This is a genomic window from Carboxydothermus hydrogenoformans Z-2901 (assembly GCF_000012865.1).
Taxonomy (GTDB): domain Bacteria; phylum Bacillota; class Z-2901; order Carboxydothermales; family Carboxydothermaceae; genus Carboxydothermus; species Carboxydothermus hydrogenoformans.
The window spans coordinates 2115001-2135404 of record NC_007503.1; the positions used below are offsets into that span (position 1 = coordinate 2115001).

Below are 20404 nucleotides of genomic sequence, written 5' to 3' on the forward strand. Positions count from 1 at the left end.
AGATATTTTCTACCACTTAATCCACCGCCTTTGCTGTAAGCTTTTTAACTTCCTCGGCATTAAGCCAGCAGCTAACCCGGTGACCAGGAGAAACTTCAGTTTCCGGTGGTTCGTACATAGCACAGATTTTCATGGCATGTTCGCAGCGAGGCCAAAATGCACAACCTTTAGGCGGATTTATTAAATCCGGCGGCCGACCGGTAATGGGAACCAATGGAACTGACCGGTCTTGGTCTAAACGCGGAACCGATTTTAAAAGTCCCCAGGTATAGGGATGTTTCGCATTGTAAAAAATTTCTTCGGTATTTCCTTCTTCCACCACTTTTCCGGCATACATAACCACAACTCGCTCGGAAAATCCAGCTACAACACCCAAATCGTGGGTTATGATAATAACCGACATATGCAGTTTATTTTGCAGCTCTTTTAAAAGCTCCAAAATCTGGGCCTGAATGGTAACATCTAAAGCTGTAGTAGGCTCGTCCGCGATTAAAAGCTGTGGGTTGCAGGCAAGGGCTATGGCAATTAAAACCCTCTGGCGCATCCCACCGGAAAACTCATGGGGATATTGCTTTAACCTCTTTTCCGGCTGGTTAATTCCTACCATCTTTAATAGTTCAATCATCCGCTCTTTTGCTGCTTCACCTTTTAATCCCTGGTGAACCCGCAGTACCTCACCCAGTTGGGTTCCAATGGTTAAAGTGGGATTTAAGGAAGTCATGGGGTCTTGCGAGACCATTCCAATCTCTTTACCCCGTATTTTCGCCATCTGTTCCTGGGTTTTGGGGACCAAGTCCTCCCCGTTAAAAAGGATTTGCCCGCTGACAATTTTCCCCGGAGGTGTAGGGATTAACTTCATTATCGTGTGGGCTGTAACAGATTTGCCACACCCCGATTCCCCGACGATGGCAACAACTTCACCTTTTTTGACACTAAAGGTTACACCGCGGACAGCTTGGACATCGCCGGCAAAAGTTTTAAAGTTTACCCTGAGGTCTTTTACTTCTAAAATGTTTGCCACTTTAAAACCTCCTATCTTCTGGCCCGCGGGTCTAAGGCATCTCTTAACCCGTCACCAACAAAGTTAAAAGCCAGCATGGTTATACTGATAAAGAACGCCGGGAAAAATAATTGCCACGGATAAACTTGAATTGATTCAAGCCCTTCGCTTGCTAAGCTACCCCAACTTGCCATTGGGGCTGAAACCCCTAACCCTAAAAAACTCAACCAGGCTTCAGTAAAAATAGCTTCTGGAATCATTAAGGTCATGGCAACAATAATCGGACCCATTGTATTCGGAATTATGTGTCTAACTAAAATTCGAAGCGGGCTTGCTCCTAACACCTTCGCTGCAAGAACAAATTCTTGTTCTTTTAAAGATAGAACTTGTCCTCTTACTATTCTCGCCATATTTAGCCAGTAAACAGCTCCTAACGCTACAAATATTGTTTTTAATCCTGGCCCAAGCACAACCATCAGTAAAATTACATAAAGCAAGAAGGGTATACTCGAAAGGATTTCAACTATCCTCATCATTACTTCATCTAATTTTCCTCCAAAGTATCCTGAAATACCACCATACAATACCCCAATAACAAAACAAATTATGGTAGTAATAACGCCAATTGTTAAGGATATCCTTGCACCATACCATATTCTCGTAAACAAATCTCGTCCCAAATAATCAGTACCAAAATAATAATTGCTGTTTGGAGGTTGATTTGCATCAATTACACTTTGTTCATAATAGGTATGACCAGAAATACTAGGACCAATAATCGCCATAATTATAAGTAACATTATTATTGTAAGACCTAATACCGCAAGTTTATTTTTCCTAAAACTTCTTACAACATCTTGCCAGTAAGTAGTTTTTGGTCTTGTTATTGCTTCAGCATTTTTTTCTTCTGTTCTTATCTTTTCTACCATTTCTTTTGTTATATCCATTTTTCTTACTCTCCTTTGCCTAACTTAATTCTAGGATCAATAAAGCCATAAGATATATCAACTAATAAATTCATAAATATTAATAATACACTGTAAAAAATCGTAAGACCCATAATTACCGTGTAATCCCGATTCGTAATACTTGTAACAAAATCTCTACCTAATCCGGGGATAACAAATATTTTTTCAATAACAAAGCTTCCGGTAAAAATACCCGCAGCCATTGGTCCTAAATATGTTACAACAGGTAAAATAGCATTTTTCAGGGCATGTTTAAATATCACTGTTTTTTCACTTAAACCTTTTGCCCTTGCAGTTTTTATATAATCTTTTTCTAACTCTTCCAGTAGATTCGCCCGCACCATTCTAGTAATAAAAGCCATTGGTAAAAAGGCAAGTGAAATAGACGGAAGTATAGCATTTGCCGGTGTTTCCCATAATGCTGCTGGTAAAAGATTCAATTTAAGAGCAAAAATATACATTAATAACGTAGCTAGAATAAAACTTGGAACTGAAAAACCAATAGTAGCTATTATAACACTTATATAATCCAAAATACTATTTTTTTTCAATGCTGAAATTATGCCCAAAAGCACTCCAAATGTAACTGCAATTAATAATGCAATAAACCCTAAAGACGCCGAAACCGGAAAACCATCTTTAATTATTTCATTAACCGTTCTACCTTCATATTTTATCGAAACCCCAAGATCACCTTTTAGTAAATTGAGCATATAATATTCATACTGTTTTAATAATGGTTGATCTAAATGATATTTTGCCATTAAATTTTTCTCAACCTCTGGTGGGAGTTTTTTTGCATCCGTAAAAGGTCCTCCAGGTATGGAATGCATTAAAAAAAACGTAATTGTTGCAATCAACCAAACTGCAATAATTCCACTAAAAATTCTTTGTCTTATTATCGCAAACAAATTAAACACTCCTTTAAAAACAATAGTAGTTTTATATTCAAGTAGTCTATCATAAAATCGAGGTATGTGTTAATAACACATACCTCGATTCTTTAAAATTCTACTCTATATAAGCATTTTTAAGATCAACCAAACTTGTAGGCAATACTAATACGCCCTTAACTTTATCTTTAATTTGAATATGAATATCTCTGAATGTGAGGGGTATTATAGGTGCATCGTTTATTAAAATACTTTCTGCTTCATGTAATGCTTTAAAGTGCTCCTCAAAACTTTTTGCGTTAATCGCTTCTCTAATTTTTGCATCATAGTTTTTATTATCATAGCCCGGTGTATTGTTGCCATTACCTGTCATGAACATATCAAGGAAAGTCATAGGGTTTACATAATCTGCCGCCCAAGCATAAGCAACAATATGATACGGCGATTTAACAAAATTTGGATTTGAGAGATACTTTCCAGCTAAAACCTTCCATTACATAACTTCCAGTTTAGTAGAAATATTTAAATTCTTTCTCCATTGTTCTTGGAGATATTGAGCAATTTTTTTACTAGTTTCCCGATCTGCAGTTAAATAACGAAGTTCTGGGAATCCTTTACCATCAGGATATCCTGCTTCTGCAAGTAATTTCTTTGCTTCTTCTACATTATACTCAATTAAACTGCCACCTTTTTCTCTAAAGTCTTTGCCATCCGGTTCCTTAATCCCAAACGGAACAAAAGCATATGCCGCCTTTTGTCGTGGTAAAATCTTCGTTAAGCCCTCTCTATCAATAGCCATTGCTAAAGCTTTTCTAACTTTTGGATTATTTAATGGAGCTAGTTTGGTATTTAAAGCGGCGAAGTTTGTATTTAAACCAGAAATTTCTTTGGCCTTTCCTTGAGACATATACTGTTCTAAAAGAGCTGGTGGAATTAAGTCTACAGTTAAATCCAATTTACCTTGTTCAAAAAGAGTTGTTGCAGTTTGCTGGTCAGATACAAAATTAAATTCTACTTGTTCAAGTTTAACATTTTTAGCATCCCAATAATTGGGGTTTTTAACCAGTACCACTTTTTCCTTCGGCTTATACTCCTTATACATAAAAGGACCATTACAAATAATATTTAAATTATCCTTTACAAGAAAATCCGGATTCTCTTTTACCGTTTTTTCATTGATAGGTACCAATTGGGGCATAGTCACAATACTCAAAAAGTTTAAAGAGGGAGATACAAGTTTAACTTTAATCGTCTTATCATTTACCACTGTAATACCAACTGCATCTGCTTTAGCCTTTCCACTATTAAACTCTTTTGCTCCTTTTATTGGTGCTGAATCAGTTAATAGATAAGCATATGGTGCAGCTGTCTTGGGATCTAATAGTCTTAGCCATGAAAATTTTACATCCTTAGCTGTTACCGGGGTACCATCAGACCATTTTGCATCTCTCAAATAAAAAGTATATTCTGTTCCATCAGGAGACACTTCCCATTTTTCTGCTAACGCAGGAACAATTTTACCATTAGCATCAAACTTCACGAGAGTTTCAAAAGTTTGGTTAACTACATCCGCAGCATATAAATCTGACATTTTGTTAGGGTCTAATGTTGAGCCCTCATCACCTACTGCCAAAACTAATTTTTGTTCTGGCTTCTCCCCGGTTTTGTTCTCCTCGGTCTTCTTCGCGCAGCCGGTAAAGACCAAAGAGAAACTCAACACTACCGCTAAAAGCGCCAGTAAACCGTTTCTTTTTCTCAATGCACACAACCTCCTTTAAATTTTTAATATTTTGCCCCCAGGTAACAGTATTAATAGTTCGACAGGCTCTCGTACTTTCCTGCCGAAATTTTGTGTATACAAAATATTTTATTCATAATATACTCTATATTTTCAAAATTTTCAATATTAATACAAAAAGCAAATTTCCCCTCTGCCCCCTTTTAATCCCGGGGACGCATCAAAGGGAATAAAATAACATCCCGAATCGAAGCTTGGTCAGTTAAAAGCATAACCAAACGGTCAATACCGATTCCCAGTCCTCCGGCAGGCGGCATTCCGTACTCTAAAGCAGTGATATAATCTTCATCCATCATGTGCGCTTCTTCATTTCCTTTTGCCCGAGCTTCTAACTGTTTTAAAAAGCGTTCTTTTTGATCAATGGGGTCGTTTAGTTCGGAAAAAGCATTGGCCATTTCCCGCCCATAGATAAACAGCTCAAACCGGTAAGTTAAATCAGGATTTTCCTTCTGGCGTTTAGCCAAAGGTGATACTTCTACTGGATAATCAATCACAAAAGTCGGATTAATAAGGGTAGGTTCCACCTTTTCCTCAAAAACTGCTGTAATGATTTCACCCCAGCCCATGCCTTCTTCCACCGGAACTCCCAGCTCTTTGGCCTTAGCATAGGCTTGAACCGGGTCTTTAACACCGGCAAAATCCACTCCGGTAGCTTCTTCAATTGCCTTTAACATGGGAATCCGCTTCCAGGGTCTATGTAAATTAATTGGTGTCCCCTGGTAAGTTATCTCTAAGGTTCCCAGTACCTTTTCAGCAACATGGGTTATTAATTCTTCGGTGATATCCATCATATCATGGTAGTCGGCATAGGCCTGATATAATTCTAACATTGTAAACTCGGGATTATGTTTGGTAGAAATACCTTCATTTCTAAAGTTTCTGTTAATCTCATAAACCTTCTCAAAGCCACCAACCAAAAGGCGCTTTAAATACAATTCCGGGGCAATACGTAAGTATAACTTCATATCTAAGGCATTGTGGTGGGTAATAAACGGCCTTGCCGCTGCCCCTCCGGCAATAGGATGCATCATTGGGGTTTCCACTTCTAAGAAACCTTTCTGGTCCAAAAACTCCCGAATAGTCTTGACAATACGGCTTCTTAAGATAAATGTTTCCCGGACTTCAGGGTTGACAATTAAATCAACGTAGCGTTGCCGGTAGCGAAGTTCCACATCGGTAAGCCCATGCCACTTTTCCGGGAGTGGTCTTAAGGATTTGGCTAATATTTCAAAACTGGAGAGCCAGACGGTGATTTCACCCTTTTGAGTTTTAAAAACATGGCCGGTAACGCCAATGATATCACCTATATCCAGTTTTTCAAATAATTTATAAGCATCGATACCTAATTCGTTCTGTCGGGCATAAATTTGAATTTTACCGGACATATCCTGGATATGAGCAAAAGAAGCTTTCCCGTGGCCCCTTTTAGCCATAATGCGCCCGGCTATTTTCACCGTTTTATCAACCAATTGTTCAAAGTTATCGAGAATTTCTTTAGCAGTATGGGTTCGCTCAAACTTGCCGCCGTACGGTTCAATACCCATTTTCCGTAACTCAGAAAGTTTTTCTAACCGCACTTTAACAAGTTCGTTTAGTTCCTGGTGCTCCAACTTGGCTCCCCCTTATTCTAAAATATCGACTATCTCGTATTTTAAAGTACCCGCAGGTACTTTCACCTCTACCACAGTTCCTTTTTTCTTTCCTAAAATAGCACTCCCAACGGGCGATTCGTTGGAAATTTTATTGGCTGAAGGATCAGCTTCCGCCGACCCTACAAGATAATACTCTTCTACCACTCCATATTCGAGGTCTTTTAAAACCACTTTTGAGCCCAAGGTAACCACATCTTTTTGCTGGTCATTTTCAATAATTTTAGCATTCCTTAACATTTTTTCTAAAGTAATTATCCGTCCTTCGATAAAAGCCTGCGCATTTTTGGCATCTTCGTATTCGGAGTTTTCACTTATATCCCCAAATTCTATTGCCTGCTTAATCCTTTCGGCCACTTCCCGCCGTTTAACCGATTTCAACTCTTCTAATTCCTGTTCTAATTTTTTAAGCCCCTCTCGGGTTAAGATAACCTCTTTTTCCTTCATATTTCTCTCTCCTTCAAGCTTAATAACTTCCATAAATTATACCGAAAGCACTGCTGGTAACAGCAGTGCTTCATTTCTTTAAACGCAGTTTATTATAAAAGAGGAACTAAAGCTTGTCAAGAAATTTTAAGTAGCAAAAACAGACTTTTTCAGAGCATTTTTTCTAATTTTTTCTATTTCTTCGGAAGATATTGCTCTCTCAAAGCTTCTAAAGCCTCCAACCTTAAAACCATGTTTCTGAGCCAACCTGCTTATTTCTTCCACCTTTTCTAATTCCATGTCCCGCCCCAAAGAAAAGTTTTCAAAGCGCCCCTCTAAAGTTAAAATCATCGTCTCCGCCATACAGGCATAAGAAGTTTTGGGAGGAAAACCAAAGTTTAAGTTAAACTCCACATCTCCCGGAACTTCCACCACTCCACCCTCAATAACTAAAACATCATCCCGCAGCTTGGCTACCTCCTTCGAAACATCCCGGGGGCGTGAAACATCGCATACCACCGCTCCCGGTTTTAAATCTTCGGGCTCGATAATAGTATCCACCGAACTTGTAACGGTTATTACTATGTCTGCTTCCTTTAAACTTTTTTTCACATTATCGGTAATGGCAACCGCCAACCCCGATTCTTTTAAAATTAGGTCCGCCACCGGCTCAAGCTTCGCAAGGTTTCGTCCTACTAAAGTAAGATTTTTTACCTCCTTTGCCATAAAACGCGCTGCTACTTTGCCTATGGAACCGGCCGCTCCTATTACCACCACATTGGCCTTTTTTAAATCGTGTCCCATAATCGCCGCAGCTTTTTTAGTTCCTTCCAGAGCAGTCGCAACGGTGTAACTGTTTCCGGTAGTCACCGCAATATTGAGGTTTTTCGCCACAGTAATCCCTGCATCACCCACTACCGAAGTAAAAGCTCCAAGGCCAACAATTTTGGCCCCTAACTTTTCCGCAACTTTTCCCGCTTCAATTATTTTCCCCAGAACAAACTCTTCGGGTAATTCAACCATCTGCCGGGTAGTTAGCGGACAGGTGATAAAATAACCTTCCACTTCATTATATGGTGATTTCACCCCGGTTATGTGGGAAGCTTTAAAGGCCGGCAGTTTTTTTAAGCCCCATTCAATTAGCCGATCCGGAAGATATTTGGCAAAGCCAAACTTTTTGGCTACATCCTTGGCTTCTAAAGGATGTATGATAAAAGCAAATTTGTCCACCTTTACTTACCTCCCCGCACCGATTTAATTGCTTCCCTTAAAACCTCTGGATCAAGATAAACATCTTCTTCAATGGGCGTATGCCCAATAGTAATCCCAATCACTTCCCGGTCAACAATCGCCTGGGCTACCTTTACTCGCATATCCGAACCAATCATGATCACCGTATCAAACTGCTGCGCCGCCGCAATTAATTCCATTAAAAGGTTTACCAGCTCCGCCGCACTCTTCCCCTCAATAAATTCCCAGCGTTCTTTATCGGTCATCAATAAGGTAAAATCTACCCCTTCTTCTTCACAAACCTTTTTGAGCTCCTCTACATTTTTAAGGGGGAAGCCAAAGACGGCAATTTTTGTACCCTTGCGTATTTCTCCAATCCCTTCCAATCTTGAAATAAATGTCCGCTCTAACCCCAGAATATTGGCTGTTTCCTGCTGGGAATAACCCTGCGAGCGCAGCCTTAAAATTTCATCCACCATCCGGTCAATCTTATCCCTGGAAATAACTTTATCCCCAATTCTAACAATTTTCATAACCGCTACCCCTTAAAAACTATCTCATAAAAAAAGAAAAATATGTACACAATTTTGTGTACATATTTTAACACTTTTATTCTGTCAATGCAACCATTTTAATTTTTCTCCATCATTAAAAGTGCTTCTCTTACTTCCTCTGGAGTTTTCGCCCGGTTTAATATTTCCCTTAACCTAGAAGCACCGGGAAGACCTTTAAAATACCAGCCCCCGTGCTTTCTCATTTCCCGCACTGCTATGTACTCGCCTTTAAATTTTAAAAGATACTCAAAATGCCTTAAAGCAACTTCCGCCTTTTCTTGGGGCGAAGGCTTGGGTAAAATTTCTCCCCGTTCAAGATAAAAAACGATCTGCTGAATAAGCCAGGGATTGCCCATAACCGCCCGCCCTATCATCACAAAATCTACTCCAGTAAGTTCTAACATTTCCTTTGCCTTCTGAGGAGAATCCACATCCCCATTCCCCGCAACTTTTACTTTTACCGCCTGCTTAACCCGGCGAATTATCTCCCAGTCCGCCTTTCCCGAATAGAATTGTTCCCGGGTGCGTCCGTGAACCGTAATCAGATCAGCCCCTGCCGCTTCCATTCTTTGGGCAAATTCAATGGCATTTACAGTATTATCATCAAACCCCTTTCTTATTTTTACCGACACCGGAACGGAAACGGCATTTTTTACCGCCATAACAATCTTTTCCGCCAATTCTGGCTTTAACATTAAAGCCGCACCTTCACCGTTCTTCACAATTTTGGGAGCAGGGCAACCCATGTTGATGTCAATCATGCTGGCCCCAGCTTCCTCAACTATACGGGCCGCTTCCGCCATTTTTTCCGGTGAACTACCAAAAATCTGGACTGCCACCGGCATTGCTTCCCCTTGTAAATCAATCATCTGCCGGGTTTTAGAGTTTCCGTGCAGCAAAGCTAAGTCGTTAATCATTTCGGTAACGGTAAGGCCTGCACCAAAACTTTGGCAAATAAGCCGAAAAGCTTTATCGGTAACTCCCGCCATTGGTGCTACAATCACCGGGTTTTTAAGCTTAATTTCCCGCCTGGTTGCGCTCATAAATAAGTCTAATACCCTCCAGTGTTAAGTTCTGATCTACCTTCTCTATTTGCCGGGAATCGGTTGCAATAAGTTCAGCCAAGCCACCGGTAGCAATAACTTTTGCCGCTCCGCCCAGTTCTTTTTTCATCCGGGCACAAATCTCATCCACCTGGCCGATAAAACCGTAAATTATGCCGGCCTGCATCGCCGAAACGGTATTTTTACCGATTACGCTCAACGGTTTTACAAGCTCAATCCGCGGCAGTTTAGAAGCCCGAGCAAAGAGCGCCTCGGTAGAAATTCCTATCCCCGGGCTAATAGCACCGCCAATATACTCACCTTTATCATTAATAGCATCAAAAGTAGTAGCAGTTCCAAAATCAACTACGATTAATGGGCCACCGTAAATATGATAACCCGCCACCGCATTTACTATCCTATCCGCCCCTACTTCCCGGGGATTTTCAAACTTAATTTTTAACCCGGTTCTCACTCCGGGACCTATTACTAAAGGCTTAACTTTAAAATAGTTATAACACAGCTGCTCAAAAATGGGAGTTAACGGCGGTACCACAGAAGCAATTCCAATTCCCTCAATATCTTTAAAGCTAAGGTTTATAAAAGAAAAGAAATTATGTATTAAAACCGCATATTCATCAACGGTCTTGTTTCTATCCGCTGCCATTCTCCAGGTTTTGATAAGTTTCCCCTTATCGTAAATCCCTAAAACTATATTGGTATTACCAATATCAATTGCTAAGAACATGCTCCCCCTCTTTTCTTCTTAAGCTTATTTCTCCTGCCGCAAACCGTTTAACGGTATTTCCATCGTTTATTATTAAACTTCCGTCTTCTCCAAGGTCGTGGAGTACCCCTATATATTCCCGGTCGCCGGTAATTATCATCACTTCTTCCCCTAAAAAAGCCAGTCGCTTTTTATATTCCGTCAAACTTTGGGCAAATTCTCCCTTTTTAAACTCCTCATACAGTTTCTCAAATCTTTCTAAAAACATAGCTAATAAGCTTTGCCGGGAAACTCCCGGCAGATGTTCTTTCAAGGCAGTAGCGGGATAGGCAAAGCTACTTTTTACCTCTTCATCTAAAGGTTCGATATTTATACCTATGCCCACCACCGCATAAATTGTTCTCTCCGCTTCCGCAGCTATTTCGGTAAGTATACCGGCAACCTTCTGCCCATTAATTAAAAGGTCATTGGGCCATTTAATTTGCACATTAACCCCCAGATTTTCTAAGGCTTGAGCAAGGGCTAAGCCAGCTAACAGCGTTAACCTGGGAAGCTCCACAGGAGGTAAGCTGGGATAAAGGACCAAACTAAAATACAATCCCTGTCCCGGAGGCGAATTCCAGCTGCGCCCAAGCCTGCCGCGGCCAGCGGTCTGACCGTTAGCCGACACCAAAAAGCCTTCAGGAACCTTATTGGCGGCCAGCTCCTTGGCCCGGTCGTTTGTTGAACCTATTAAATCGTGATATTCCCCGGTATGCCCCAAATAGCGGGTTTTAAGGAACGGTTTTAATAAATAATACGCCGGTATGTCAGGATAACGCTCCAGCTTGTAACCCTTCCTGGGATGGGCGGTTATCTCATACCCTTCCCGTTTAAGCTCCTTGATATGCTTCCAGATAGCCGTCCTTGTCACTCCAAGTTTTTGAGAAATTTCTTCACCGGATACATAATCCTGACTTTTAACTAACATGGAGATAATTTCCTCTTTCATTGGCCGGTCTCCTTTAAACTTTTTAAATCAAGGCTTATATCCAAAGCTTTGACCGAATGAGTAAGGGTTCCCAGAGAAATTACGTCAATTCCCGCCCGGGCATACTCCAAAATATTTTCTTCATTTATTCCTCCGGAAGCTTCCAATAAAACTTTATCTCCGGCAATTTTCCTTGCTTCTTTTACCCTTTGGGGAGACATGTTGTCAAGCATTACTATATCCGCTCCCGCCGCAATAGCTTCTTTTAAACCTTCAAGGCTTTCCACTTCTATTTCTATTTTTAACGTATGGGGAGCATACTTCCGCGCTCTTTTAATCGCTTCTTCTATTCCTCCCGCAGCCTTAATATGATTATCTTTTAATAAAATCCCATCACTCAAGTTAAACCGGTGGTTATGGCCTCCACCCACCCGCACGGCATATTTAGAAAGCCAGCGAAGACCGGGAACGGTTTTCCGGGTATCCACTACCCTAACCGGGTAATCCTTCACCTTGTTAATGATCCGGCGGGTTTTGGTAGCAATTCCCGATAAAAACTGCAGGTAATTTAAAGCTACCCGTTCACCCATTAAAATTACCGCCGCCGGGCCATAAATTTTGGCAATAACCTGTCCCGAAGCAACTTCTTCCCCATCTTTTACCATATACTCAACGCGCACGTTGCCCGAAAGAACCCGGTAAATTTCCTCCAGCACAAAAAGCCCGGCAACCACCCCGGGCTCTTTGACCTTTACAAATCCCACAGTATGCTCATCACCAACCGCAATCGCTTCAGTAGTAATATCTCCCATTCCGATATCTTCCTCAAGAGCAAGGCGGATATGTTCCCGTACGTAAAAAGGTAGCACCTTATCACCTCGATAAAACAATGTGTTTCTGCCAGAGAAAATCATCCCTTTGGGGATAATCGGAACGAAAATGCGCTCCCCGGCTTTCCTCCCGGATTAAAGCAGCCAGAGCAATTAAAATAGCTGTTTGGTATAAATTTGCAGCCACCGCTTCTTCAATATTTTTCACCGGATAAGAAAGTTTGAGTTTACGTAAATTTTCCAATAGCACCCTTAATCCCTGTCCGTTACGAATAATTCCGGCATTCTCCCACATCAAATCTTTAATCTGGGCAATAGCTTCCCTGGCTCCAATACCTTCCCTATTTTCCCCCTGGTAAATTGAGATCTCCGGATAATTAATCCGGGTAGATTTTAAAATATTTTTCGTTCGTTCAACTATCCGGTAACCAAAAACCAGCCCATCTAAAAGGGAATTGGAAGCCAGACGGTTAGCTCCGTGTACCCCCTGGCACGCTACTTCACCGCAGGCATAAAGCCGGGCTAAATCCGTTTCCCCCCAAATGTTGGTCCTCACCCCACCCATAAAGTAATGGGCAGCCGGTAAAACCGGTATCAAATCTTTTCTGGGGTCTAAACCGTTTTCCTTTAAAGTTTTTACTATTCGCGGTATTCCGGCCAATTGTTCGTCGGTAAAGCTTCTGATATCCAAATATACCTGGCCTTTTTGCGCCTGGTCCCAAATGGCCCGGGCCACCACATCCCGCGGTGCAAGGTCAGCAAGCTCATGGTAGTTTTTCATGAAATACTCGCCGGCAGCGTTTACCAGCCTTGCCCCTTCCCCGCGCACCGCTTCACTGATCAGAAACTTCTGCCGTCCGGGCAAATTTAAAGCGGTCGGATGAAACTGGAAAAATTCCATGTCCATAACTCCCGCTCCCGCCCGGTAGGCCATGGCTATTCCGTCACCGGTAGCCACATCCGGATTGGTGGTCTCCCGGAATACTTGCCCAGCACCACCGGTAGCCAATATCGTAAACTTACTTAAAAATAAACGTAAATTTCCATTTTCATCCCAAGCTAGAGCACCCAAGCATTCCCGGTCCTCGGTAATTAAATCTAAGGCAAAGTGATTCTCCATCACCCGGATATTAGAATGATTTTTTACGGCTGCAGATAAAACCCTTTGAATTTCTTCTCCGGTAGTATCGCCCCGGTACAGAATTCTCCGGCGGCGGTGGGCACCTTCCATCCTCAGGGCCAATTTACCATCTTTGCGGTTAAAATCAGCCCCTAACTCCACCAGGTGGTGGACCCTCTCGATGCCATCCTCCACCAAAACTCTTACCGCTTCCGGATTGCACAGTCCTGCTCCCGCTGCAATCGTATCCTGATAATGAAGTTCCGGTGAGTCTTCTTCGGTATCTACCGCTGCCGCAATTCCACCCTGGGCCAAATCGGTATTGGTATCCCCTAAATTTTTCTTGGTTAAGACGATTACCTCACCGTAGCGGGCAGCATTTAAAGCAGCATAAAGCCCAGCAATTCCGCTACCGATTACCAGGTAATCGGATTTATAAACCGGAACGCCGGATAAATCAAAGTCAATTAAATACCGGCGCAACTTCTTCTCCCCCTAACCAATAGCCAACATTCTCTCTAAAGCCTGAAGAGCTTTTTTAGCAATTTCCGGATCAACCTCAATTTGCGGCTCCAGAGTTTCCAAGGCTAATTTTACTTTTTCGATAGTAGTAAGCTTCATATTAGGACAAATTAGTTTCTTTGAAGCAAGATAACACTTTTTATGAGGAGCCTTTTTTGTTAACTGATGCATAATACCCGCTTCCGTTCCGATAATAAATTCATCCCCAGGGTCATTTACCACGTAGTTTATAATACCGGTAGTGCTAAATACACCATCGGCTAAAGCCACCACCTCCGGGCGGCACTCGGGATGAACCAATACTTTAGCATTAGGATGCTCGGCTTTTGCCTGCCGAATATCATCGGGAGTAAGCCTTTGATGGGTGTTGCAATAGCCGTCCCACAATATTAACTTGCGCCCCGTTTTCTTAGCCACGTAATCACCTAAATTGCGGTCCGGAGTAAAAATAATTTCCCTCTCCGGAGGAATGCTTTCTATGACTTTTACCGCATTTGCCGAAGTACAAATAATGTCACTTTCAGCCTTAACTTCGGCTGAAGAATTAACATAGGTAACCACAATAGCCCCGGGATGTTCAGCTTTCTTTTTTCTTAAACTTTCCGCGGTAATGGTATCGGCTAAAGGACATCCCGCTTCAATTTCCGGAAGCAAAACGATTTTATCCGGTGAAAGGATTTTGGCACTTTCAGCCATAAAATGAACACCGGCAAAAACAATAACTTCAGCATCGGTATTAGCTGCAGTTCGGGCAAGCCCCAGAGAATCACCAACGTAATCGGCTACTTCCTGAACTTCGGGACGTTGATAGAGGTGGGCAAGGATAATAGCATTTTTTTCTTTCTTAAGTCTCACCACCTCATCCATAATCTTTTGGGTTTTTTCATCAAACATTCGTTTCACTCCTATTCTGTTTGGCCATGAATCTCTTTTTCTTTTATTTTAACTATTTTATTGTATTCATCAACAAAAACTACTTTGGGTTGCCATTGTTTTGCTTCTTTTTCTTCCATTAACGCATACGCAATAATAATAACCTTATCCCCTATCTGGCAAAGTCTGGCCGCCGCCCCGTTTAAACTTATAATTCCGCTACCCCTCGGTCCGGGTATAGTATAAGTTTCCAGCCGAGCCCCGTTATTTATGTTTACCACCTGTACTTTTTCGTTGGGTAAAATTCCGGAAGCATCTAACAGCTCTTCATCAATGGTAATGCTACCCACATAATTTAAATTAGCTTCGGTAACGGTAGCCCGGTGAATTTTCCCCTTCATCATGGTCAAAAACACTTTAATCTACCTCCAGAATAAAATTATCTATCAAACGGGTACTACCAATATAAACTGCCAGAGCTATTATAAATTTACCTTTAATTACATCCATGGCTTTTAAATCGGGAACCGAACGTACCTCTACATAATCAATTCGCGCTAAAGGTTCTGTTTTTATAAATTCCTCTATAAGTTTTTTTAACCTTTCGGGGTTCCTCTCCCCCGCCAGGACCAGCTCCTCCCCGCGCTTTAAAGCTCGATACAAAATAGTGGCAGCTTTTCGTTCTTCGGGATTTAAATAAGTATTCCTTGAACTCATTGCCAGTCCATCTTCTTCCCGTCGGGTAGGAACACTGACAATTTCCACATTAAGATTTAAGTCCCGGACTAATTTTTCTATGATAAAAAGCTGCTGGGCATCTTTCTGGCCAAAAAAAGCTAAATCCGGAGTCACAATATTAAACAGCTTAGTAACTACGGTAGCAACACCTTTAAAGTGTCCTGGCCGAGATTTACCGCACATTACTTCCGTAATCTCGCCATTTACTTCTACAAAAGTCGAAAAGCCTTCTTTATACATCTCTTCTGCTGAAGGGGCAAAGACACAATCTACCCCCTCTTCCTGCAATAGGGCTAAATCCCGCTCTAAATCCCGGGGGTATTTAGCAAAATCTTCATTGGGACCGAATTGCAAAGGATTTACAAATATCGATACAATTACTACATCCGCTTGCAACTTTGCTTTGCGGACTAAAGAAAGGTGACCGTCATGCAAATAACCCATAGTTGGCACAAATCCGATAATTTTTCCTTCCCGCTTTTGTTCGGCAACGTAGGTTTTAAGAGGTTTTATTTCCGTAAAAAAACGCACATTATTCCCTCCTCACTACGGCAACTAATAGATTCTTTCTAATATCTCCGGAGCCATGGTAAAACTGTGTTTTTCTTCCGGGAATTGTTGCTCCTTCACTTCCTGCACATATTGTCTTATTGCTTCTTTAATTAAGCTTGAAAGATCGGCATATCTTTTTACAAACTTAGGTAACATCCGGGGATACATCCCCAAAACATCGTGGTAAACCAGAACCTGTCCATCGCAGTTTACTCCCGAGCCAATTCCTATTGTTGGAATTGGTATGCTTTCGGTTATTTTTGCCGCTAAAGCCGCCGGCACGCATTCCAAAACTATGGCAAATGCCCCCGCATCTGCCAAAGCTTTAGCATCATCCAAAAGTTTTTGGGCAGTCTTTAAGTCCTTACCTTGAACTTTATAACCCCCAAGGGCATTAACCGACTGGGGAGTTAGGCCAATATGTCCCATTACCGGTATTCCTGCAGTTACAAGCTTCGCCACCAGTTCAGCTATTTCACCGCCCCCTTCAAGTTTTACCGCCTGAGCTCCTCCTTCTTTTAAAAAGCGGCCGGCATTATAAAGGGCATCGGTGTAACTTGCCTGATAAGACATGAAAGGCATGTCTGCAACTACCATGCTCCTTTTGCTCCCCCGTACCACCGCCTTGACGTGATGGAGCATCTCCTCCATGGTAACGGGGACAGTACTGTCGTAACCCAAAACCACCATCCCTAACGAATCCCCTACTAAAAGCACTTCCGCGCCAGCTTCCTCGGCAAAGAGGGCGGAAGGATAATCATAAGCCGTTATCATGGCAATCTTCTGACCCGCTTCTTTCATCTCTTTTAAACTGCTAACGGTAACCCTATCCATTAGATTTTTCCCCCTCAAAAAGTTTTAAAATCTCCTGTCCTTTTTCCGGATTATAATCTTCGCGCTTTTGGGCCATTTCCAAAGTGTGCCTACCCAGAACCAGGTAAAATTCCCTTAGTTTCGGATATTCCCGCAATTTCTCCAAGTGCTGTTCTATGGTTACCGTATCTCCCCGGGCAATAGGGCCGGTTAATGCATTTACCGTGCCATACTTTTCAATATTATTTAGCGTTCCCAAAATTAAAGGTTTTAATGCTCTATAACCCTCTTCCCGAGCAATTCCCGAAATTTCTAAAAGCTCTAAAGCTATATCAATAAGGGTAACGAGGTAATTGGAAGCCACTACCGCTCCGGCGTGATACAAGCTTTTTTGATTTTCTTTTAGGTAAAGCACCTTGGCTCCTAACACCCGCACCAAATAAGCCCCTAATTCAACTCCTTCCGGATCCCCTTCCAAAGAAAAATAAGCCTCGGGCATGACCTGTCGACCCATCTCCGGAGAAGCTATGGCCTGAAGAGGATGCATGGTAAAAGTAATCCCGCCTTTTTCCTTTATAGGGCTTAAAATTTTGTAACACTGGGAGCCGCTGGTATGAGCAAAATACTTTCCCTTTAAATTGGGAATTTTAGCAATTTCCCGAGCAACCCGGGCTATTTCTCGATCGGGAGTGGTGATAAAAATAAGTTCCGACTCCGCAACCAAACTTTCCAGGTCCCGGTAAACAAAGCTGTTTATTTTTAAAGCAAGCTTCTCAGCAGAAGATAGACTTTTACTGTAAACCCCACTGATATTAAACCCTTTTTCGCGCAGGAGTAAACTTAATGCTCCCCCAACTCGCCCTGCCCCGATAATTCCAATGGAATTAATCATAAAATCCCCCTCTGTTGGGTTGTGATAAAAAAAGCCTTCCGAACGGAAGGCCTTTGTTTTAACTCCCGTCTCGGTCCTCTGGATCCAAGCGGTCATATTGATTTTTTAAAAAATAAATCGACTCTGTAGGACCCATAACGGTGTCCTCAAGGTTATAATAACAAGACCAAGAAATCTTTACAATAAATTTTCCTACAGGAAGATAAAATAATTTTTTCACAAATTTTTGAATTTTTTTATGCCTTGCTCCTGCCTTAATTTTTCAGCAATACTTTTTAAAACTACCCCATTTATCTCCGCCTCGGGCCAGAGCTCCAGAAGGGGTAGCACTACAAAAGCCCTTTCGGTGATGCGGGGATGAGGCAGGGTTAGTTTCTCCTCCTGCCTCTTTTCCCCTTCATACCACAAAAGGTCCAAATCGATAACCCGCGGGCCATAACGTATGCTTCTTACCCTACCCATTTTATTTTCTATTTGTAAAAGAGCTTCCAACAAACTTTCTGGCGTAAGAGCAGTTTCTATTTCGCATACCGTATTTAAAAACCAGTCCTGCTCAGCGTATCCCCAGGGCTCCGTTTCGTATAAAGCTGCAACTTTATTAATCCTAGTATCGGGAAGGGATTTAATTTCCTTTAAAGCAGTTTTTATATTTTCTTCTTTTTTTCCCAGGTTAGTACCGATTCCAATATATGCTAAAGCCACGCTATCTGCCCCTTTTTACTTCCACATAAACATCGGAAAGTTTCTGCCTCAAAGGTGCCCCAGGTTTGTGAACCCGCACCATTACTTCTTTTATCAAAGAAAATTTGTTTAAAATTCCCCCTGCTACTTCTTCCGCCAGAGCTTCGATTAAATCAAAGCGGTTTTTTGTAACAATCTCCTCGGTGAAATCTAAAACTTCTTTATAGCTAACGGTTTTACTTAAATCATCGCTGCGCCCCGCATCCCTTAAATCAATACCAAGCTCAAGGTCAAGAATGAATTTTTGCCCCAAAGCTTTTTCTTCCGGTAAAACTCCGTGAAAAGCATAAAATTCAACACCTTTTATGACAATCTTATCCATCTTTTCACCTACCGTACCATGGCATCGGTCATTTTAGCAACCCGCACCATTTCTTTCACATCGTGAACCCGCACGATATCTACACCTTTAGCTATTCCCAAAGTTACGGTAGCAGCCGTCCCTTCCACCCGTTCGTTCACCGGCAAATCCAGAGTTTTACCAATCATTGACTTCCGCGAAGTACCCAATAAAATCGGCTGGCCAAGGCTATTTAGTTCGTTTAAGCGCTTCATTAATAAAAGATTGTGCTCTAACGTTTTGCCAAAACCAATTCCCGGATCAATAATAATCTTTTCCCGCGGTATCCCTGCTTTAACACCGATCTTAATACTTTCTTTCAAGAAAGCTATGACCTCTGCCATTAAATCATCGTACTCGGCCTCGGTTTTATTGTGCATCACTACCACCGGTGCCCCATAGCGAGCTGCTACTTCAGCCATTCGGGGATCTTTTTGTAGCCCCCATACATCATTAATGATATGAGCTCCCGCTTCCAAAGCTTTTTCCGCCACCTCTGCTTTGTAAGTATCCACCGAAATGGGAACATTTATTTCCCGCACCAAAGCTTCCACTACCGGCAATACCCGGCGCAGTTCCTCTTCCGCCGGAACATATTCCGCTCCCGGCCGGGTTGATTCCCCGCCGACATCGATAATATCCGCTCCCTCGGCAACCATTTGCCGCGCTCGCTTTACCGCCGCTTCAATATCGTTGTACTGTCCACCATCCGAAAAGGAATCGGGAGTCACATTTAAAATCCCCATAATGAGGGTTCTCTCGCCAAGGGTAATTTTTCGGCCCCGGCAATCCAGTTCGTATTTTGGCCGTCCATTTAAATTTTTTAAAACTTCTTCAATTTCTTCCGCCAGACTCTTTAGGCCAAAGGGCTGCATTTTTAACTTGGGTATTACCTGCCGCCATACTTTTTCGGTAGCAAAACACAAAACATCGGTTGTGGGAGCAGTTAAATCCAAACTCCCCCAGGAAGTAGCACAATCCCCTCCTTTGGCCAGAAGCTCCTGTTTTAAAATATTGGCAGCTTTCGTCGAAAGCTCTTTAACTTTAATACATCTTAAAACCCCTTTAGGGGCCATCAAATTTACCCCAGCCAAAGTACTACCGATCAAAGAAATTTCCTTTTTTACCTCATCAATATTGGAAAACTCCATTGACCATAAGATATGCTCCATAGCATAAACCCCCATTAATAAAACTTCTCCTGGTGAAGTAATAACATTTCTTCTTTTTTGTGGCATTTATCTATAACCCTACAGGTAAGACACGGCCGGGAAAGCTTATCGGCAAGGTATAATAAACGGGTAAAACCTTCCGAGTCTTGTTCCCGGTGACCCCTTATTGCTTCCGTTATCAGGAAAATTTCCTCTTGAACAAACTCCTGATACTTTTCTAATATCTCCCGGGCAACTTCAGCCCCAACCAGCGCGTGATTTAAACCGTAAAGATACTCTTCTACCCTCCCTAAATCGTGGAGAAGGGCAGTAAGATAGATAAGTTCCCTTGGAAAGGAAAATTTATTTTCAAAACACAAAATAGTTAAAATTCTTGCCACATCTAAAAAGTGCTGGAAGTCGTGCCTGCAAAACTCCCGGTCTTTCTCCAAATAATTTATCTCTTTAAAACGCCTAACCACTTCTTCATCCCTATAAACCCGCCAGAATCTCTGCATAGGTTACCCCAAACTTTCTTTAACTATAATAAGGAAAAAGGGGGATTTCTCCCCCT

General features: G+C 41.9%; 24 protein-coding genes (1 of these 24 cut by a window edge). All 24 read right to left on the reverse strand.

What is annotated here, in order from left to right; translation table 11 throughout:
- On the reverse strand, window positions 1-16 hold the 5' end (the start) of the coding sequence (locus CHY_RS10945) for an ABC transporter ATP-binding protein (RefSeq protein ID WP_011345231.1). Its footprint begins 947 nt before the window's first position; only the first 16 of its 963 coding nucleotides appear in the window; its start codon is at window positions 14-16; the stop codon falls past the left edge of the window.
- Window positions 17-1021, reverse strand: coding sequence for an ABC transporter ATP-binding protein (locus CHY_RS10950; protein ID WP_011345232.1), 1005 nt, complete (start codon window positions 1019-1021; stop codon window positions 17-19).
- Between the two features lie 11 nt (window positions 1022-1032).
- Window positions 1033-1947 (reverse strand): ABC transporter permease, encoded by a 915-nt coding sequence (locus CHY_RS10955; protein WP_011345233.1) that lies wholly within the window; start codon window positions 1945-1947, stop codon window positions 1033-1035.
- A 5-nt stretch (window positions 1948-1952) separates the two neighbouring features.
- Window positions 1953-2879: an ABC transporter permease gene (locus tag CHY_RS10960; protein ID WP_011345234.1), complete on the reverse strand. Its 927-nt coding sequence runs from the start codon at window positions 2877-2879 to the stop codon at window positions 1953-1955.
- A 100-nt stretch (window positions 2880-2979) separates the two neighbouring features.
- On the reverse strand, window positions 2980-3255 hold the full coding sequence (locus CHY_RS12860) for a hypothetical protein (protein WP_049752101.1): 276 nt from the start codon (window positions 3253-3255) through the stop codon (window positions 2980-2982).
- A 99-nt stretch (window positions 3256-3354) separates the two neighbouring features.
- On the reverse strand, window positions 3355-4620 hold the full coding sequence (locus CHY_RS10965) for a peptide ABC transporter substrate-binding protein (RefSeq protein WP_049752102.1): 1266 nt from the start codon (window positions 4618-4620) through the stop codon (window positions 3355-3357).
- Between the two features lie 182 nt (window positions 4621-4802).
- Window positions 4803-6269: a lysine--tRNA ligase gene (gene lysS / locus CHY_RS10970; RefSeq protein ID WP_011345235.1), complete on the reverse strand. Its 1467-nt coding sequence runs from the start codon at window positions 6267-6269 to the stop codon at window positions 4803-4805.
- Between the two features lie 12 nt (window positions 6270-6281).
- Window positions 6282-6755, reverse strand: a complete 474-nt coding sequence (gene greA / locus CHY_RS10975; RefSeq protein WP_011345236.1) for a transcription elongation factor GreA — start codon at window positions 6753-6755, stop codon at window positions 6282-6284.
- A 126-nt stretch (window positions 6756-6881) separates the two neighbouring features.
- Window positions 6882-7964: a shikimate 5-dehydrogenase gene (locus CHY_RS10980; protein WP_011345237.1), complete on the reverse strand. Its 1083-nt coding sequence runs from the start codon at window positions 7962-7964 to the stop codon at window positions 6882-6884.
- Window positions 7965-7966: 2 nt separating this feature from the next.
- Window positions 7967-8497, reverse strand: coding sequence for a hypothetical protein (locus CHY_RS10985; RefSeq protein WP_011345238.1), 531 nt, complete (start codon window positions 8495-8497; stop codon window positions 7967-7969).
- A gap of 98 nt (window positions 8498-8595) precedes the next feature.
- Window positions 8596-9561, reverse strand: a complete 966-nt coding sequence (gene dusB / locus CHY_RS10990; protein WP_011345239.1) for a tRNA dihydrouridine synthase DusB — start codon at window positions 9559-9561, stop codon at window positions 8596-8598.
- Window positions 9536-10309: a type III pantothenate kinase gene (locus CHY_RS10995; protein ID WP_011345240.1), complete on the reverse strand. Its 774-nt coding sequence runs from the start codon at window positions 10307-10309 to the stop codon at window positions 9536-9538. The genes dusB and CHY_RS10995 overlap by 26 nt, the downstream gene beginning before the upstream one ends.
- Complete coding sequence (locus CHY_RS11000; protein WP_011345241.1) at window positions 10293-11279, reverse strand: biotin--[acetyl-CoA-carboxylase] ligase; 987 nt, start codon at window positions 11277-11279, stop codon at window positions 10293-10295. Before CHY_RS11000 ends, CHY_RS10995 begins: the two co-directional genes overlap by 17 nt.
- The gene (nadC, locus tag CHY_RS11005; protein WP_011345242.1) at window positions 11276-12127 is read right to left on the reverse strand and encodes a carboxylating nicotinate-nucleotide diphosphorylase; all 852 of its coding nucleotides are present in this window, start codon (window positions 12125-12127) and stop codon (window positions 11276-11278) included. The genes CHY_RS11000 and nadC overlap by 4 nt, the downstream gene beginning before the upstream one ends.
- A 4-nt stretch (window positions 12128-12131) precedes the next feature.
- Complete coding sequence (gene nadB / locus CHY_RS11010; RefSeq protein ID WP_011345243.1) at window positions 12132-13691, reverse strand: L-aspartate oxidase; 1560 nt, start codon at window positions 13689-13691, stop codon at window positions 12132-12134.
- A gap of 12 nt (window positions 13692-13703) precedes the next feature.
- Window positions 13704-14624, reverse strand: a complete 921-nt coding sequence (gene nadA, locus CHY_RS11015) for a quinolinate synthase NadA (RefSeq protein ID WP_011345244.1) — start codon at window positions 14622-14624, stop codon at window positions 13704-13706.
- A gap of 11 nt (window positions 14625-14635) precedes the next feature.
- Window positions 14636-15019, reverse strand: coding sequence for an aspartate 1-decarboxylase (gene panD / locus CHY_RS11020; protein ID WP_011345245.1), 384 nt, complete (start codon window positions 15017-15019; stop codon window positions 14636-14638).
- Window position 15020: 1 nt separating this feature from the next.
- Window positions 15021-15872 carry a pantoate--beta-alanine ligase gene (panC, locus tag CHY_RS11025; protein ID WP_011345246.1) on the reverse strand — a complete coding sequence of 284 codons (852 nt, stop codon included), beginning with the start codon at window positions 15870-15872 and terminating at the stop codon, window positions 15021-15023.
- 24 nt (window positions 15873-15896) lie between these two features.
- Window positions 15897-16727 carry a 3-methyl-2-oxobutanoate hydroxymethyltransferase gene (gene panB / locus CHY_RS11030; protein ID WP_011345247.1) on the reverse strand — a complete coding sequence of 277 codons (831 nt, stop codon included), beginning with the start codon at window positions 16725-16727 and terminating at the stop codon, window positions 15897-15899.
- A complete protein-coding gene (locus CHY_RS11035) occupies window positions 16720-17598 on the reverse strand; it encodes a Rossmann-like and DUF2520 domain-containing protein (RefSeq protein WP_011345248.1) in 879 nt (292 codons plus the stop codon). Before CHY_RS11035 ends, panB begins: the two co-directional genes overlap by 8 nt.
- Window positions 17599-17814: 216 nt before the next feature.
- Complete coding sequence (gene folK / locus CHY_RS11040; RefSeq protein WP_011345251.1) at window positions 17815-18300, reverse strand: 2-amino-4-hydroxy-6-hydroxymethyldihydropteridine diphosphokinase; 486 nt, start codon at window positions 18298-18300, stop codon at window positions 17815-17817.
- Window position 18301: 1 nt separating this feature from the next.
- Entirely contained in the window at window positions 18302-18661 is a 360-nt protein-coding gene (gene folB / locus CHY_RS11045) for a dihydroneopterin aldolase (RefSeq protein ID WP_011345252.1), read from the reverse strand.
- Window positions 18662-18669: 8 nt separating this feature from the next.
- The gene (gene folP / locus CHY_RS13585) at window positions 18670-19851 is read right to left on the reverse strand and encodes a dihydropteroate synthase (protein WP_041538039.1); all 1182 of its coding nucleotides are present in this window, start codon (window positions 19849-19851) and stop codon (window positions 18670-18672) included.
- Window positions 19852-19865: 14 nt separating this feature from the next.
- The gene (locus CHY_RS11055) at window positions 19866-20348 is read right to left on the reverse strand and encodes an HD domain-containing protein (RefSeq protein ID WP_011345254.1); all 483 of its coding nucleotides are present in this window, start codon (window positions 20346-20348) and stop codon (window positions 19866-19868) included.
- Window positions 20349-20404 lie beyond the last annotated feature (56 nt).

Coding starts and splice junctions, on each gene's coding strand:
- CHY_RS10955 (WP_011345233.1), bottom strand. CDS start 1,947: ATGGATATAACAAAAGAAATGGTAGAAAAGATAAGAACAGAAGAAAAA.
- CHY_RS12860 (WP_049752101.1), bottom strand. CDS start 3,255: ATGACTTTCCTTGATATGTTCATGACAGGTAATGGCAACAATACACCG.
- greA (WP_011345236.1), bottom strand. CDS start 6,755: ATGAAGGAAAAAGAGGTTATCTTAACCCGAGAGGGGCTTAAAAAATTA.
- CHY_RS10985 (WP_011345238.1), bottom strand. CDS start 8,497: ATGAAAATTGTTAGAATTGGGGATAAAGTTATTTCCAGGGATAAGATT.
- dusB (WP_011345239.1), bottom strand. CDS start 9,561: ATGAGCGCAACCAGGCGGGAAATTAAGCTTAAAAACCCGGTGATTGTA.
- CHY_RS10995 (WP_011345240.1), bottom strand. CDS start 10,309: ATGTTCTTAGCAATTGATATTGGTAATACCAATATAGTTTTAGGGATT.
- CHY_RS11000 (WP_011345241.1), bottom strand. CDS start 11,279: ATGAAAGAGGAAATTATCTCCATGTTAGTTAAAAGTCAGGATTATGTA.
- nadA (WP_011345244.1), bottom strand. CDS start 14,624: ATGTTTGATGAAAAAACCCAAAAGATTATGGATGAGGTGGTGAGACTT.
- panB (WP_011345247.1), bottom strand. CDS start 16,727: ATGGATAGGGTTACCGTTAGCAGTTTAAAAGAGATGAAAGAAGCGGGT.
- CHY_RS11035 (WP_011345248.1), bottom strand. CDS start 17,598: ATGATTAATTCCATTGGAATTATCGGGGCAGGGCGAGTTGGGGGAGCA.
- folB (WP_011345252.1), bottom strand. CDS start 18,661: ATGGATAAGATTGTCATAAAAGGTGTTGAATTTTATGCTTTTCACGGA.
- folP (WP_041538039.1), bottom strand. CDS start 19,851: ATGGAGCATATCTTATGGTCAATGGAGTTTTCCAATATTGATGAGGTA.
- CHY_RS11055 (WP_011345254.1), bottom strand. CDS start 20,348: ATGCAGAGATTCTGGCGGGTTTATAGGGATGAAGAAGTGGTTAGGCGT.